The following is a 15152-nucleotide window of genomic DNA, read 5'->3' on the forward strand; positions in this document are numbered from 1 at the left end:
CATGCGCAACACCGCGATGAACATGGTCCACAAGCTCGCCGCGCGCGACGAGCGTGTGCTTTACATCGGCTCCGATCCCGGCGCCGGCACGCTACGCGCGATGAGCAAGGAGTTTCCCAAGCGCCACCTGATCGAGGGCATCTCGGAAGCCCACATCATCGGCATGTCGGCCGGCCTTGCGATGGAGGGCTTCGTGCCCTACGTCAACACCATCGCGACATTCCTGACACGGCGCTGCTACGAGCAGGTGGCGGTCGATCTGTGCCTGCACAATCTGCCGGTGCGCCTGATCGCCAACGGCGGCGGCCTCGTCTATGCGCCGCTCGGCCCCACCCACCAGGCGATCGAGGACATCGCCATCATGCGGGCGCTGCCGAACATGGCGGTGATCTGCCCGTGTGACGCCGACGAGGCCGCGCGCATGATGGAGCAGACGCTGGACTGGAAGGGCCCGATCTACATCCGGCTCGGAAAGGGCGGCGATGCCATCGTCTCCAAGGCCGAGCACGGCTTCGAGATCGGCAAGGCCATCCTGATGCGGCCACCCGGCGACGTCCTCATGGTGACCACCGGCATCATGCTCCAGCGCGCCCTCGCCGCGGCCGACCTGCTGGCCGCGCAAGGCGTTCGCTGCGGCATCCTGCACATGCACACGGTCAAGCCGCTCGACACCGAGGCGCTGCTGCAGGCCATCCGCGGCACCAGGCTCGTGGCGACGCTCGAGGAGCATGTCCCCTCCGGCGGCCTCGGCAGCGCGGTCGCGGAGACGCTGATCGACAAGCTCGGTTCAGGCCTGCCTGCGATGCTTCGGCTGTCGCTGCCGGACCGCTTCATGCACAATTACGGTTCGCAGGACTCGCTGCTGAAGAAGCACGGGCTCTCCGCCAACGCCATTGCGACCTCGATCGAGCATGCGCTCGCGGCGTCGCGCACCTCCGCTCCCCAACTTCATTCCACCTGACGGGCCACATGTACGACGTTCGATATTCCTATCTGCTCGAGCAATTCGCCGATCCCGCACCGATCCTCGCCGAGATCGGCCGCCTGGTGGCGACCGGTGACTTCACCCTTGGCAAGCCGGTCGCCGAATTCGAGAAGCGCTTTGCCGAGCTGATCGGCGTGCGTCACGCCATCGGCGTCGGATCAGGCACCGATGCGCTCAAGCTGCCGCTCAAGGCGCTCGGCATCGGCCATGGCGACGAGGTCATCACCGCCGCCAACACCTTCATCGCCACGGTCGGCGCCATCGCGGAGACCGGCGCGACGCCGGTGCTGGTCGACTGCGACGATTCCTTCTGCATGAATGTCGACTATGTCGAGGCGGCGATCACTGAGAAGACCAAGGCGATCATGCCGGTCCAGTTGACCGGCGAGGTCACCGACATGGGCAAGCTGATGGCGATCGCCCAGCGCCACAACATCCCCGTGGTCGAGGATGCCTGCCAGGGCATCCTGTCGGAGTTCGCCGGAAAGCGCTCCGGCACCCACGGCATCGCGGCGGGCTTTTCGCTACATCCGCTCAAGAACCTCAATGTCTGGGGCGATGCCGGTGTCGTCGTCACCAATGACGACGGCATGAACGAGAAGCTCCGCCTGATCCGCAACCACGGCATGAAGAACCGCGACGAGATCGCGATCCTCGGCTGCAACTCGCGGCTCGATTCCTTGCAGGCCGTGGTCGGCAACTGGCTGATCGGCCAGACCAGCGAGATCACGCGCCGCCGGATCGAGAATGCGGCCTATTACGATGCGGGTCTCGCCGGCCTGCCCGGCCTGCGCATTCCGCCGCGCCGTCCCAACGTGAAGCACGTCTATCATCTCTACATGGTGTTCGCCGAACGCCGCGACGAGCTCTACAAGTACTGCCTGGACAGCGGCATCGAGGCCAAGATCCACTATCCGATCCCGCTGTATCAGCAGGAGGGCCTCAAGCATCTGGGTTACGCGCCGGGCACGTTCCCGGTCACCGACCGCCATGCCAAGGAAGTCATCAGCTTCCCCGTCGATCAGCACCTGACGCGCGCCCAGCAGGACCGCGTCATCGAGACCGTCAGGAAGTTCTGCCATGGACGCTGACACCGGCCGCCGGCGCATCGGTTACGTCAATCTTCCCGCGCAGTTCGAGGAAGAGCGCGGCGAGATCATGCAGGCGGTGGAAGGCGTATTCCAGCGCGGCGATTTCATCGGCGGGGCGGCGGTCGCAAAGCTCGAGGAGGAATTGTCGGCCTATCTCGGCTCGCCGCATGTAGTGACGCTGAATTCCGGCACCGATGCGCTGATCCTCGCCATGCGGGCGCTGAACATCGGTCCCGGCGACGAGGTCATCACCCCGCCGAATTCGTTCGTGGCCTCGACCGCCGCGATCATCGCGGTCGGCGCCACGCCGGTCTTCGCGGACGTGCTGCCGGACCAGAACATCGATCCGGCCGCGGTCGAGGCCGCCGTCACCCCGCGCACCAAGGCAATCATGCCGGTGCATCTGACCGGGCGCATGGCCGACATGAACCCGCTGATGGCGATCGCGAGCAAGTACGCTCTCGCCGTGATCGAGGACAGCGCGCAGGCCGTCGGCTCGACCTATGACGGTCGCATGAGCGGCACCATCGGAACGTTCGGCTGCTTCTCCGCGCATCCGCTGAAGAATCTCAATGCCGCGGGCGATGCCGGCTTCGTCGTCACCGCCGATGCAGAGCTTGCCGCAAGAATCCGCCGGCTGCGCAATCACGGCCTGATCAACCGCAGCGACGTGCAGGAATGGGGCCTCGTGTCACGGCTCGACACGCTGCAGGCCGAGGTGCTTCGCATCCGCCTGCGCCACCTGCCCTCGGTGATCGAACGCCGGCGGCGCAACGCCGCGCAATACCGCGCCGAGCTCGCGGGCGTGCCCCTGTTCATTCCGCCCTGCCGCAACATCGAGTTCAACACCTTCCACACCTTCGTCGTGCAGACCGACCGTCGCAACGATTTCCAGAAATATCTCGCCGACAGGGGCATCGAGACTGCGATCCACTATCCGGTCCCGATCCATCTGCAGCCGGCGGCAGCGCATCTGGGTCATGGTCGCGGCGCATTTCCCGTGACCGAGCGGCAGGCCGACCAGATCCTCACCCTTCCCATCAACCAGTTCCTCTCGGCCGCCGATATCAGCCATATCTGCGCGACCGCCCGGGAGTACTTTGCATGACGGATACCGACTTCCTCGAGGCCGATGAGCAGGCGCTGGCGCAGCGCTTCATCGATGACGGCTTTGTCACCACGCCGGCTGACGACCGCGCCGGGCTCGACCGCATCCAGCGGCGCGCCGCCGAGCTCGCGGCGGACTATCTCAAGCTGCCGCACAGCAACGATCCCTATGCGATGCTCGACACCATCCACACGCGCGTGAGCGTGGATGATCTCAACGGATTGCGGCTGCACGTCTTCAACGGCCTCAATGCCGAGCCCTGGTTCCGGCCGACCTACTTCCGTCTGGCGCGCTCGACGATCGAGACCATCGTCGGCAACGAGCTCTGCATGCAGCGCCGCGTCAATCTCAGCATCCAGCTTCCCGGCGACAGCTCGTCGCTGCTCGCCACCCATTCCGACGTCTGGTCGGGCGACTCGCCGTTCGAGGTCGTGGTGTGGGTGCCGCTGGTCGACGTCCGCCGCACCAAATCGATGTACCTGCTGCCGCCGTCCCTGAACGGCGAGATGCAGGACCGGATGGCCAGCCTGCGCAGCGCCGAGGAGCTGTACAAGACCATCAAGCCGCACGCGACCTTCATCGAGATCCCCTACGGTCACGTCATGCTGTTCAACCAGACCCTGATGCACGGCAATCGCGTCAACGAGGAAGCCGGCACGCGCTGGAGCATGAACTGCCGCTTCAAGAGCATCATGTCGCCCTACGCGGACAAGCGCTTCGGCGAGTTCTTCGAGCCGATCCTGCTGCGTCCGGCGACGCGGGTGGGTATGCAATACAAGCTGCCGGGAGGCTTCCATGGCTGAGCGAGCCGGTCATCGCGGCTATATCGGCGCCCGGCCACTGAACGGCAGCCGCACCCCGCAGCACGTCCAGAACATCGTGATCCGTGACTATGCGCGGCGGAAGAACCTGCACTATCTGCTGAGCGCCGCCGAGCACACCATGCCCGGCAGCTACATGGTGCTCGAGGACATCCTGGACGAGCTGCCGCAGCTGCGTGGCCTGATTCTCTACAGTATCTTCATGCTGCCGCCCGACGAGGCACGGCGGCGCGAGATCTACAATCGCGTGCTGCGCGAGGGCTGCGATCTCCACGCGGCCGTGGAGGAGATCACGCTCTCGTCGCAGAAGGACATCCAGGCCGTCGAGGACATCCTGCTCGTCAACAAATTCGCGACGATCCTCTGACGATGCCGCGATCCGGTTAACGACCATGGCCGAGGTCAACCTGCTCCAGCCGATGCACGCCTCGACCAAGCGGAACTACGTTCAGCGCGTGGTCGAGCATGACAAGGCGGAATCGGCGACCGTCGCCCGGCAATGGGGACGGGACTACTGGGACGGCGACCGGCGCTATGGCTATGGCGGTTATCGCTATGACGGAAGGTGGCGCCCGCTCGCCCAGACCCTGATCGACCGCTATGGCATCAAGCCCGGCATGAGCGTGCTCGATGTCGGCTGCGGCAAGGGTTATCTGCTCTACGAGTTCACCCAGCTCGTCCCCGACCTCACGATCGCCGGCATCGACATCTCCGACTACGGCGTCGCCAACGCCAAAGAGGAGGTGCGGCCGCACCTGAAGGTCGGCAGCGCCGTCGAGCTCCCCTACCCCGACCACGGCTTCGACCTCGTGGTGTCGCTCGGCGTGCTGCACAACCTTCCGCTCGAGGACGTCTTCCGCGCGGTGCCTGAGATCGAGCGCGTCGGACGCGGCGCCTCGAAATATCTGATGGTGGAATCGTTCCGCAACGAGCGCGAGAAGGCGAACCTCCTCTACTGGCAGCTCACCTGCCTGAGCTTCCATGGTCCGGAAACATGGGCCTGGATCTATGACAAATGCGGCTATCGGGGCGATCATGGGTTCATCTTCTTCGAATGAGACGGCGCGTCCGCGCCCGCCGACTTCGCTGCGTGCGCAAAATCCGGAAGTCTACTATTCCGACGACGCCATCGTCACCGCGGACGATGCCACGATCGCGGAGCTGAAGCGCATTGCCGCCGGCAACCCGCGCCTGCGCAGCCGGCTGTGCACGCATCCCGATCCCGCCTCCGGCCTGCACGAGATGCTGATCGTGCATCACCGCGAGGCCTATGTGCGGCCCCACAAGCATCTTGGCAAACCGGAATCGTTTCACGTGATCGAGGGCACCGCGCAGGTCGTGATCTTCGAGGATGACGGCCGCATTCGCGAGGTGCTCGAGATGGCGCCCTACGGCCAGGGCAAGCGCTGCTATTACCGCATGCCGGAAAAGGTCTTCCACTCGATCCTGATCACCTCGGAATGGCTGGTGTTTCACGAAACCACCGCCGGCCCGTTCGACCCGGCTCGTACGGCATTCCCCGATTGGGCGCCTGACGGCAGCGACGCTGCCGAGGTGCAGGACTATGTGACGAGGATTGGTGCGCTCGCCGCTGAGCATCTGGCGGGACCCTAGACTCGAATGCTGTTGCTGGTCGATTATCACGCCGCGAATGTTCGAGGACGAACTAACCGATGAAGCTACCTGGTACGAAAGCCCTGCAGCAGCATGGCGTGCAATGGTCGCAGACGATCGGCAGCATCGTGGCCGATCGCCCTGTGAATCAGGCCGAACAACTTAAGAATTGTGGCACGGCCTGTGCCGCGATATTAGCTTCGGCTAAGCTGGGTGCGACTCAAAGGTGCTGATTTCGTACTACTCTTGCAAAGAGCCCAACCCGTGACCGACCATTGCCGCCTCTGCCATTCGACCGACCTGCGACCGGTCATCGACCTTGGATTGATGCCGATTGCGCATCGGCTTCGACACAGCCGGAACGAGCAGGAGGAACGGTACCCGTTCGAGGTGCTCGCCTGCGGCGAGTGCGGTCTGCCCCAGATCGTCAAGCCGATCGATCCCGACATCCTGTATCGGCAGTTCAACTACAATTTCAGCAGCTGGAAGCCTGAACCGCATCAGGTCGACGAGCTCGATACCATCGCGAAATTCTCGAAGCATCAATCCGTGTTCGAGATCGGCTGCAACGACGGCCTGTTCATGGACAAGCTGCGCGAGCGCGGCGCGAAGGTCCTGGTCGGCGTGGAGCCCAACCCGGTGTCAGGCAAGATCGCCCGCGAGCGCGGCATCAAGGTCTATGCCGACATGATCAGCCCGGCGATGTGTCACGACGCCGTGGCGCAGGCCGGCAAGTTCGATCTCGTCGTCTCGCGCCAGGTGCTGGAGCACATCGTCGATTTCGAGAACTTTTTCGATTGCGTGAAGATCGCGCTCAAGGACGACGGGCTGCTGTTCATCGACGTGCCCGACTTTGATCCTGGCTCAACTGCGGGTGACCTCTCCGTCCTCTGGGAGGAGCACGTCAGCTATTTCACCGAGCCGACCCTGCTCGCCCTGCTGGCGCGCCACGGCTTCGAAGCGGTGTCCGTCAAGAAGTATAATTTTAGTGGCGGCAGCCTCGCGATCGCGGCCCGCCGAGCCGCGCACAAGGTGACACCCCCGCCCGCTCCAGCCGGCGTCGGCGAGAAATTCGGTCAGCGCGCGAGGGAGTATGGCGCGCGCCTGCGACCGATCCTCGCCAAGGCCCGCGCCAGCGGCGCCGAGATTGCCATCTACGGCGCTGGCTGCCGCGCCTGCACCTTCACCAATGCGCACGAACTGGCGGATCTCATCGACCTCTCGGTCGACGACCAGAAGGAACGCCAGGGCCTGTTCCTGCCGGGCACCGGGATCCCGATCCGCTCGCCGGAGGACCTGACCGGCAAGTCGAACGCGCTCGTCTGTCTTCTTGCCGTGAACCAGGAGAACGAGGCCAAGGTGAGCAGCCGGCTGCGCGAGAACGTGAAGCGCCCGCTGCACATCGTCTCCATCTTCGCGCCCTCTGACATCTGGAGCGAGCTCGATCGCCTCGAAGCGGCCGCAGGGTCGCGGCATGGCTGACGACAAGCTCTTCAACTACTACGAACGTCAGGACGTCCTGCCGACGTTCGGGAATTTCAAATCGGCCGCCGAACTCGACGCATATGCCAGCCAGCGGCGCGAGCTGTTTCTGGACAAGCTCGTGCTGCCGCCGCGGCTGTTCCGCGACGCCGAGGTGCTCGAATTCGGCCCTGATTCCGGGGAGAACGCCCTCGTGTTTGCCGGCTGGGGCGCGAACATGACGCTCGCCGAACCGAACCGGCATGCGCATCCGAAAATTGAGGCCTATTTCGCGCATTTCGGCCTGACCGAGCGCCTGCGCGAACTCGCATTGGCCGATGTCGAGGGGTTTCGCAGCGAGCGCCGCTACGACATCATCGATGCCGAGGGGTTCATCTACACGGTGCAGCCGAGCGAAAAATGGCTCGGCATCTTTCACCGGCTGCTCAATCCTGACGGTTATGCCGTCGTTTCCTATTACGAACGGTATGGCGGCTTCTTCGAGCTCGCACTCAAGGCGATCCATGCCGCCGGCAAGGCTCTGACGGGCCGCCCGGCGCTGGAGACGGCGACGTCGCTGTTCGAGGCGAAATGGAACAGCATTCCGCACACCCGCAGCTTCGAATCCTGGCTGATGGACGTGCTCGAAAATCCGTTCGTCCGACACCGGTATTTCCTCGATTCGGGCGCCCTCTGTACGGCGGCGCATGAGCAGGGGTTCGACATCCATTCGGCATGGCCCGCCTATCGTGACAGCCTGGACGTCTACTGGCACAAGAAGGTGCTGTCGGCGGACGAGAAGCTGCGTCGTGCGACGCGCCACCTCGACCGCAGCCGCCTGAGCTTCCTCGGCGGACGAAAGCTTTATCTGGTCGGCCAAGCCGATGCGGCAACCGCGATCTCGGCCTCGATCGAAGCGCTGGTGCTCGATGTCGACAGAATGATCGACGAGCCCTTCGGCGATAGCCTGCCCCGCGTGATCGCGAGCCTCGCTTCGTTACGCGAGACGATCCTGACGACGGACATTCTCGCCGACGATGCTTCCGACATCGAAGCCATCACCGCGACGCTCGACAGTTTCCATCGCATCTTCGGCGCGATCGGGCGGCGCGATGCGTCCGCGATCACCGCCCTCACCCAGTCAGACCCGGCGTTCATCAACACCTGGGGTCAGCCGGCGCATTTCCTCGTCGTCCGGAAGCGCCTCGAGGGATCGTAGCCCGTGAGGCCGGGTATTGGCATCATCGGAACAGGCATGGTCGGCCAGATGTGCCACCTCGCCAATTTCGCGGCCAATCCCGCCTGCCGCGTCGTCGCGATCGCCGATCTCCGGCCCGATCTGGCGGCCGCCGCCGCACAGAAATTCGGCATCTCGCGGGTCTACGGCACGCACCGGGAGCTGCTTGCGGATAGCGAGGTGTCCGCCGTCGTCGTCGTGACGAAGCGTCGCGCCACCGGCCCGATCGTGCTGGACGCGTTGAACAGTGGCCGGCACGTGCTGTCGGAGAAGCCGATGGCCTACACGACGGTTCAGGCCGCATCGCTGGTCGAAGCTGCGCGGCGCCGGCACCTCGTCTACAGCATCGGCTACATGAAGCGTCATGACGCCGGCGTAGCGCGCGCGCTGGACGAGCTGGCGCGCTTGCGCGCAGACGGCTCGCTCGGACACATCATCGGAGCAAGAGGCTGGTGCTTCGGCGGCGACACCGGCCGATCGCACGACAACTTCGTCATGACCGGCGAAACCCGGCCGGACGGGCTCGAGCTCTGGCAGGATGGTCCCGACTGGATGCCGGGCACGTTACGGCCCGGCTACGACAACTATCTGAACGTGTTCAGCCATATCATCAACCTCGCGCGCTACGTGCTTGGACCGTCGCCGACAGTCACCGAAAGCATGGTCGAGATCTCTGGCACTGCAACGGTGACGCTCGACTTCGGAGGCGCTCCCTGCGCGCTGCAGCTTGCGAACGGGTCCGAAGGTGCGTGGCGCGAGGGGCTAACGATCGATTTCGAGCGGGGCGCGGTGACCATCGAACTGCCCCCGCCTTTTGCGGAGCAGGAGGCGGAGGTCATCATCGACCAGGGCGGACAAAGCACGCGCCTGACGGGCGAAGGCAGCTGGGCATTTCGGCGTCAAGCCAGTGCATTCGTCGCCGACATCGTCGAACGAAAGACGCCGCTTGCGTCCGGCGCAGATTCGGTGACCGACATCGCGCTTGCAGAGGCGATCTGGAAGCGGCAGGTCAGCGGCTAGGCATCGCATTCGCTTTCGGGCGATCGAGCGGCACGATTCCGGCGATCGGACCCGGCTTTATGGTCACCTCCGCAAGTTCGCGCAGAAGCTGTGATACGTCGCAGCGCGACAGCAGACGGCATGCGTAGTATTTGCGCACCAGGGCCTGGTTCGGCACCGCGCCGGGCCCCGGCTGGAATGAAATCGTCGCCTGCGGGCCCGACGGATCAAAACGAGCAAACGCACTGCTTGGCGCAGTTCGGGCCAGTTCGATGTCCTGGAGCACGCTCGGCCGCTCGGCGCGCAAGGCAAATCCGACGAGGGGCTGGCTGCCCCAGGCAAGGCGAAGCACGCCATTGACTTCAGCGAAGCCGAACGGGACGTGGCGTGACGGGTAATCGACAAAACCGTCGTCGAGCGCAAAGACCGTTGCTGCCGGCTGTGGTCGGTCCGCAAGATCGGTCGCAAGAGCCTCCTGCTTAAGGGTTCTCGCCTGCATGAAGATGTATGTGTTCCATAGCAGGCCGATCGACAGCACCGATCCAACTCCGAGCACGAGCGCGAACGCTGCCTTCGGACCGATCGCGTGTTCGACCCATCGCTTGAGACCGAGAAGGAGCAACGCCAATGGCAGGCCGAACATCAGCAGATGACGGCTCTCATAGAAGTGCAAGCTGGAAGGCCGCAAGCCGGCGACCAGATAGGGAAACGACAAGGCGAGAAACAGCACCACGGCGAGCAAGAGCGGCACGGCAACCGCATATTTCGCGGTGGTCGGCCTCGCCTCGGACCACCACAGCAACAAGGCGGCGCCGACTAGGAGCGCGGCCACGACGAGCGGCGCCGGATCGTCATCCCTGCTCTGAACGAGCAGGACATGATCGCCGACACCATCGACGGCGTGCTGCCGCTCGCATGTGAGCTGCTGGACGATTTCGAGATCTTTCTGATCGACGACGGCAGCACCGACGCCACCGGCGCGATCATGGACGAATTCGCGGCCAGAGACCGGCGGATCACCGTTCATCACAACGCCGAGCGGCGGGGCGTCGGCGCCGGCTTCGAATACGCCCTGGCGCGCGCGAAATTCGATTCCATTACGCTGATCCCCGGCGATCACGCCTTTCAGAACGAAGGCATTGCCAGGATGTTGAAGGCAGTCGGCGCCGCCGACATGGTGATCACCTACCGCGACAATCAATCGGACCGTTCCGTCAACCGCTCGATCCAATCGCATTCGCTGCGCTTCATCCTGAACTGCATGTTCGGCTTCTGGCTGTCCGACTACCACAGCATGATCGTCTACCCCGTGAAATGGCTGCGCCAGATCGCGGTGAAGGCCGACGGCTACGGCTATCAGATCTGTGGGTTGATCTCACTGCTCCAGCTCGGCCTCACCTACGTGCAGGTGCCGGTCAGCCTGAACGCGGAACTGAAAGGCTCTTCCCGTGCGCTGCGGCTGCGCACCTGTTTCGAGCTCGGCGGGACGATCTTCTCGCTGCTCCGTCGCGTTCCCATCCGCCACGTCGATCTCAGCCAGATTCCCGTCGAAGCCGGCCGGACCTCCGCACGCTGATCCATGGGCACAGCCGATCGTGGCGGCCAACAGCGGCCGCCGGGCAGCCTTATCCCTGCCCCGCCGAAATCCGATTTAAGTGATTGATTTTGCTGGCAGGAGTGGCAGGGCTCGAACCTGCGACCCCCGGTTTTGGAGACCGGTGCTCTACCAATTGAGCTACACTCCTACGAACCTGCGTCGCCGCGGCTCAGGGCCGCTTTCAAGCACAGGGGGCGACCGGATTGCAAGGGAGAAGCGCACAAGGGCCGCTTGTTCACACCGCGACTTCTGGGCGACAGTTCGCCCCGAACGACAAGAACAACCCGGGAGCCCTCATGAACGCCGCCCAAGCCGCCCTTAATCCCGCCGCCGCAGCCCAGACGCCGCCTTTGCCGGAAGCCAGGCCCGAGGCGCTGGGGCTGTCCCGCCCCCGCCTCCAGGCCATGTCGGACGCCTTCAAGCGCGAGATCGACAAGGGGACCGTCCCCGGCGTCACCGTGCTGGTGGCTCGGCGCGGCCAGGTCGGCTGGTTCGAGGCGCTCGGCAGGCAGAGCCCGGCGGGCGCGACACCGATGGCGCGCGATTCGATCTTCCGGATCTTCTCGATGACCAAGCCGATCGTCTCGGTTGCGGTCATGGCACTGGTCGAGGACGGCCACCTCCTGCTGGGCGATCCCGTGGCCAAGTTCATTCCGGAGTTCGCCGACCAGAAGGTCGGCGTGGTCAGCGGCGGCCGGCTGGAGCTGGTTCCGCCCAGGCGGGTGATGACGGTGCAGGACCTGCTCCGCCACACCTCCGGCCTCACCTACGAGCACCAGGGCGACGGTCCGGTGCACAAGCTCTACCAGGAGTCCCGCGTCCGCAGCCGCAAGATCACCAATGCCGAGCACGCGGCCCTGGTGGCGAGCTTCCCGCTGGTCTGCCATCCCGGCGACGAGTTCAACTACAGCCGCTCCACCGACATCCTCGGCCGCATCATCGAGGTCGTCAGCGGCAAGTCGCTCGGCACATTCCTCTCCGAGCGCGTGCTTGCGCCGCTGCAGATGGCCGAGACCGGCTTTGCGACCGCCGAGGCCAATGCCAACCGGCTCGCCGAGCCGTTCGCGGCCGATCCCTGGACCGGCGACAAGGTCGCTCTCTTCAACATGCTCGAGCAGCCCGTGATGGAGTCCGGCGGTGGCGGCCTCGTTTCGACCACGATGGACTACGCCCGCTTCGCGCTGATGCTGCGCAACGGCGGCACGCTCGACGGCAACAGGATCATCGGCCGCAAGACGCTGGAGCTGATGGCGTCCGATCACCTCGGGCCTGAGGTGAAGACCAACGGCACGCTGCTGTCGCCCGGACACGGTTTCGGCCTGGGCTTCGCCGTCCGTCGCGAGGCCGGCATCGCGCCCTTCCCCGGCAGCGTCGGCCAGTATTTCTGGAGCGGCATTGCGGGCACGTTCTTCTGGATCGACCCGAAGGAAGACCTGTTCGCGGTGTTCATGAGCCAGGGCCCGGGCCAGCGCGATTACACGCGGACCTTGGTGCGGGATCTGGTTTACGCGGCGGTGGAGTGAACGCTGGTAGAATCGAATGATCGGGCGGCGAGTTCGGTGCAACCTCTCCCGCTTGCGGGAGAGGTCGGCGCGTAGCGCCGGGTGAGGGCTTTCTCCTCGTTGGGAGCCTCTCTGCGGAGGCACCCTCGCCCCAGCCCTCTCCCGCAAGCGGGAGAGGGAGCGCACTGTCCGTTACGGCCACACCTCGGCCTGCACTTTCTCAGCTGATCGTCGCGCCGCCGTCGATCACCATGGTCTGGCCGGTCATGAAGTCGCCGGCCTTCGAACCCAGGAACACCGCCGCGCCGGCGATCTCGTCGGGAATGCCGATGCGCAGCAGCGGCGAGCGCGAGGTCGAGGCTTTCAGGTTCTCCGGATTGTCCCACAGCGCTTTCGCAAAGTCGGTCTTGATCAGGCCGGGCGCGATGCAGTTCACGCGGATGTTGTGCTTGCCGTATTCACAAGCGAGGTTGCGCGCGAGCTGCATGTCGGCGGCTTTCGAGATCGCGTAGGCGCCGAGGATGGTCGAGCCCTTGAGGCCGCCGATCGAGGAGACGATGATGACCGAGCCGTCCTTGCGTTCGATCATCTGCGGCACCACCATCGAGATCAGCCAGTTGTTGGCGACGATGTTGTTGTCGAGAATCTTCCTGAACTGATCGTCGGAGATGCCCGCGAGCGGACCGTAATACGGGTTGGACGCCGCATTACAGACCAGCACGTCGATCTTGCCGAAGGCGCGGTTGCTCTCGTCGACGAGGTTTTGCAGATTCTCCTTCGAGGAGATGTTCGCGGCAACCGCGACGGCAGTCCCCTTGCCGAACTTGTCGTTGATGCCCTTCGCGACCTGCTCGCACACATCGGCCTTGCGCGAGGAGATCACCACCTTGGCGCCGTGCTCGGCCATGCGCTCGGCGATCGCAAGCCCGATGCCGCGCGTCGATCCCGTGATGACGGCGACTTTCCCCTTCATGTCGAACAAGGTCATGTTTCTCTCCCAGATTTTGATTTTCGTAGGCGATGTCATTCCGGGACGGTCCGTAGGACCGGACCCGGAATCTCGAGATTCCGGGTTCGATGCTTTGCATCGCCCCGGAATGACAACTTAAATCACGCGAGCTTCTTGACTTCCGGTCCTGCCGGCTGATGCATCGCCGCGTGCGCGTCGTCCGCGATCCACGGCTGCTGATTGACCATCGGCAGCCGCCAGACGGTGCGCTCCGGGCTTGCGAAATAGTCGAGCCGCGTGATCGAGACATTGTCGATGTCGAAGGACAGTGCTCGCTCCACCTGGCCGTCGAGTGCGAGGCCGATCGCGGCCTTGATGGTGCCGCCATGTGCGACCGCGATGATGTCCTGCCCGGCCGCCTCCACGTTGATGCGCTCGATGGTGCGGCGCGTGCGGTTGTAAAGATCCATGAAACTCTCGCCGCCGGGCGCGGGCTCGTTGACATCGGCAAACCAGCTCGTGCCGACGGGGCGGCTGGCGACGAACTGGGCGCGGTTCATGCCCTGCCAGCGGCCGAGATTTTGCTCGGCGAGGTCCGCTTCCCATTTCATCGCGGCGGGCCGCGGAAAGCCGGCCGCCCAGATCGCTTCGGCGGTCTGATGCGTGCGCTGCAGATTGCTCGAATACCAGACCGCCTTGCGTGGCAGCACCTTGGCAACAGCATTGAACACGTAGGTATCGCTGGTGTCGCAGGCGATATCGCTCTGCCCGTAGATGTTGCCACCATCATTACGAACCGGCGCGTGGCGGACCCACCACCAGCGTGTCGTGACTACATTGGGTTTGTCTTCGGCTGCCATCGAAACCCTTCCATCCCGTCTGATGTCGCTGTACGTCAGGTGTGAACGTGTCTCAAGACACTTTACCGTTTGAAATCTTGTTTGAAATTCCGTCGCGCGGCAAGCGTCGCGCGAGGCACCAGAGGGAGAAACGCATGGGCCGTCTGCAAGGCAAATCCGTCATCATCACCGGCGCCGGCAGCGGCATCGGCCGTGCGGCCGCGCTGCTGTTCACCAAAGAAGGCGCAAAACTGATCGCGGTCGATCGCACCGAGGCGGTGAACGAGACCGTCGCGGAGATCAACAAGGCCGGCGGTGTCGCCGAAGCGATGGTGGCGGATGCCGGCTCGGAGAAGGACGTGATCGCCGTCATCGACAAGGCGGTGAAGACGCATGGCCGGCTCGACGTGATCTGGGCCAATGCCGGCGTCTCCGGCGGACTCGTTCCGCTGGCCGAGCAGACAGTCGAGCACTGGCAGGAGATCTTGCGCGTCAATCTGATCGGGCCGTTCCTCGCGGTGAAGTATGCGATGCCGCACATGGTGAAGCAGCAGTCGGGCGCGATCGTGCTGACCGCCTCTGTCGCGGGCCTCAAGGCCGGCGCGAGCGGGCATCCCTATGCCGCGAGCAAGGCCGGCGTGATCTCCCTGGTGCAGACCACCGCCTATTCGCTCACCGGCACCGGCGTGCGCATCAACGCGGTGTGCCCGGGCCTGATCGAAACGGGAATGACCAAGCCGATCTTCGACCGCGCCAAGGAGCGCGGCACCCACGACAAGATCGGCCAGCTCAATCCACTCAAGCGCCCCGGCCAGCCGCACGAGCTCGCGGCGATGGGACTCTTTTTGGCAAGCGACGAGGCGTCGTATGTCAACGGGCAAGCGTTCCCGGTGGACGGCGGTTTGACGGCATCGATGCCGTATACGGGGAAACCGGTTTAACACGTCGG

16 protein-coding genes and 1 tRNA gene are annotated in these 15152 nt (G+C 64.5%); 13 read left to right on the forward strand and 4 right to left on the reverse strand.

What is annotated here, in order from left to right:
* Position 1: 1 nt before the first annotated feature.
* The 10 genes from ACVJ19_RS34460 (at position 2) to ACVJ19_RS34505 (ending at position 9337) form a co-directional block, all read left to right on the forward strand.
* Positions 2–961: a transketolase family protein gene (locus ACVJ19_RS34460; RefSeq protein WP_453953503.1), complete on the forward strand. Its 960-nt coding sequence runs from the start codon at positions 2–4 to the stop codon at positions 959–961.
* Between the two features lie 8 nt (positions 962–969).
* Positions 970–2076, forward strand: a complete 1107-nt coding sequence (locus tag ACVJ19_RS34465; protein ID WP_453953504.1) for a DegT/DnrJ/EryC1/StrS family aminotransferase — start codon at positions 970–972, stop codon at positions 2074–2076.
* Positions 2066–3184, forward strand: a complete 1119-nt coding sequence (locus ACVJ19_RS34470) for a DegT/DnrJ/EryC1/StrS family aminotransferase (RefSeq protein WP_453953505.1) — start codon at positions 2066–2068, stop codon at positions 3182–3184. The genes ACVJ19_RS34465 and ACVJ19_RS34470 overlap by 11 nt, the downstream gene beginning before the upstream one ends.
* Positions 3181–3987, forward strand: a complete 807-nt coding sequence (locus ACVJ19_RS34475) for a sporadic carbohydrate cluster 2OG-Fe(II) oxygenase (protein WP_453953506.1) — start codon at positions 3181–3183, stop codon at positions 3985–3987. The genes ACVJ19_RS34470 and ACVJ19_RS34475 overlap by 4 nt, the downstream gene beginning before the upstream one ends.
* Positions 3980–4372, forward strand: a complete 393-nt coding sequence (locus ACVJ19_RS34480) for an LIC12192 family sporadic carbohydrate cluster protein (protein ID WP_453953507.1) — start codon at positions 3980–3982, stop codon at positions 4370–4372. Before ACVJ19_RS34475 ends, ACVJ19_RS34480 begins: the two co-directional genes overlap by 8 nt.
* Before the next feature lie 25 nt (positions 4373–4397).
* A complete protein-coding gene (locus tag ACVJ19_RS34485) occupies positions 4398–5063 on the forward strand; it encodes a class I SAM-dependent methyltransferase (RefSeq protein WP_453953508.1) in 666 nt (221 codons plus the stop codon).
* Positions 5041–5619, forward strand: coding sequence for a WbuC family cupin fold metalloprotein (locus tag ACVJ19_RS34490; RefSeq protein ID WP_453953509.1), 579 nt, complete (start codon positions 5041–5043; stop codon positions 5617–5619). The genes ACVJ19_RS34485 and ACVJ19_RS34490 overlap by 23 nt, the downstream gene beginning before the upstream one ends.
* Positions 5620–5883: 264 nt before the next feature.
* Complete coding sequence (locus tag ACVJ19_RS34495) at positions 5884–7101, forward strand: class I SAM-dependent methyltransferase (RefSeq protein WP_453953510.1); 1218 nt, start codon at positions 5884–5886, stop codon at positions 7099–7101.
* A complete protein-coding gene (locus ACVJ19_RS34500) occupies positions 7094–8299 on the forward strand; it encodes a class I SAM-dependent methyltransferase (RefSeq protein WP_453953511.1) in 1206 nt (401 codons plus the stop codon). Before ACVJ19_RS34495 ends, ACVJ19_RS34500 begins: the two co-directional genes overlap by 8 nt.
* Positions 8300–8302: 3 nt before the next feature.
* Positions 8303–9337 carry a Gfo/Idh/MocA family protein gene (locus tag ACVJ19_RS34505; RefSeq protein ID WP_453953513.1) on the forward strand — a complete coding sequence of 345 codons (1035 nt, stop codon included), beginning with the start codon at positions 8303–8305 and terminating at the stop codon, positions 9335–9337.
* On the opposite strand, the gene ACVJ19_RS34510 is transcribed toward ACVJ19_RS34505, so the two are convergent.
* Complete coding sequence (locus tag ACVJ19_RS34510; protein WP_453953514.1) at positions 9327–10067, reverse strand: hypothetical protein; 741 nt, start codon at positions 10065–10067, stop codon at positions 9327–9329. The two genes, ACVJ19_RS34505 and ACVJ19_RS34510, sit on opposite strands and share 11 nt — an antisense overlap.
* 102 nt (positions 10068–10169) lie before the next feature.
* Between ACVJ19_RS34510 and ACVJ19_RS34515 the strand changes: the two genes are divergently transcribed.
* On the forward strand, positions 10170–10892 hold the full coding sequence (locus ACVJ19_RS34515; protein ID WP_453955266.1) for a glycosyltransferase family 2 protein: 723 nt from the start codon (positions 10170–10172) through the stop codon (positions 10890–10892).
* Positions 10893–10985: 93 nt separating this feature from the next.
* On the opposite strand, the gene ACVJ19_RS34520 is transcribed toward ACVJ19_RS34515, so the two are convergent.
* Positions 10986–11061: transfer RNA gene (locus ACVJ19_RS34520), tRNA-Trp, on the reverse strand.
* A gap of 148 nt (positions 11062–11209) precedes the next feature.
* Between ACVJ19_RS34520 and ACVJ19_RS34525 the strand changes: the two genes are divergently transcribed.
* Entirely contained in the window at positions 11210–12436 is a 1227-nt protein-coding gene (locus ACVJ19_RS34525; protein WP_453953515.1) for a serine hydrolase domain-containing protein, read from the forward strand.
* A gap of 199 nt (positions 12437–12635) precedes the next feature.
* On the opposite strand, the gene ACVJ19_RS34530 is transcribed toward ACVJ19_RS34525, so the two are convergent.
* Together ACVJ19_RS34530 and ACVJ19_RS34535 are read right to left on the reverse strand one after the other, a co-directional pair.
* A complete protein-coding gene (locus tag ACVJ19_RS34530) occupies positions 12636–13403 on the reverse strand; it encodes an SDR family NAD(P)-dependent oxidoreductase (RefSeq protein ID WP_130369636.1) in 768 nt (255 codons plus the stop codon).
* Between the two features lie 122 nt (positions 13404–13525).
* A complete protein-coding gene (locus ACVJ19_RS34535) occupies positions 13526–14224 on the reverse strand; it encodes a histidine phosphatase family protein (protein WP_453953516.1) in 699 nt (232 codons plus the stop codon).
* Between the two features lie 134 nt (positions 14225–14358).
* On the opposite strand from ACVJ19_RS34535, the gene ACVJ19_RS34540 reads away from it, so the two are divergent.
* Positions 14359–15144, forward strand: coding sequence for an SDR family NAD(P)-dependent oxidoreductase (locus tag ACVJ19_RS34540; protein WP_453953517.1), 786 nt, complete (start codon positions 14359–14361; stop codon positions 15142–15144).
* The last annotated feature ends 8 nt before the right edge of the window (positions 15145–15152 follow it).

This window comes from Bradyrhizobium sp. USDA 376 (genome assembly GCF_054063675.1).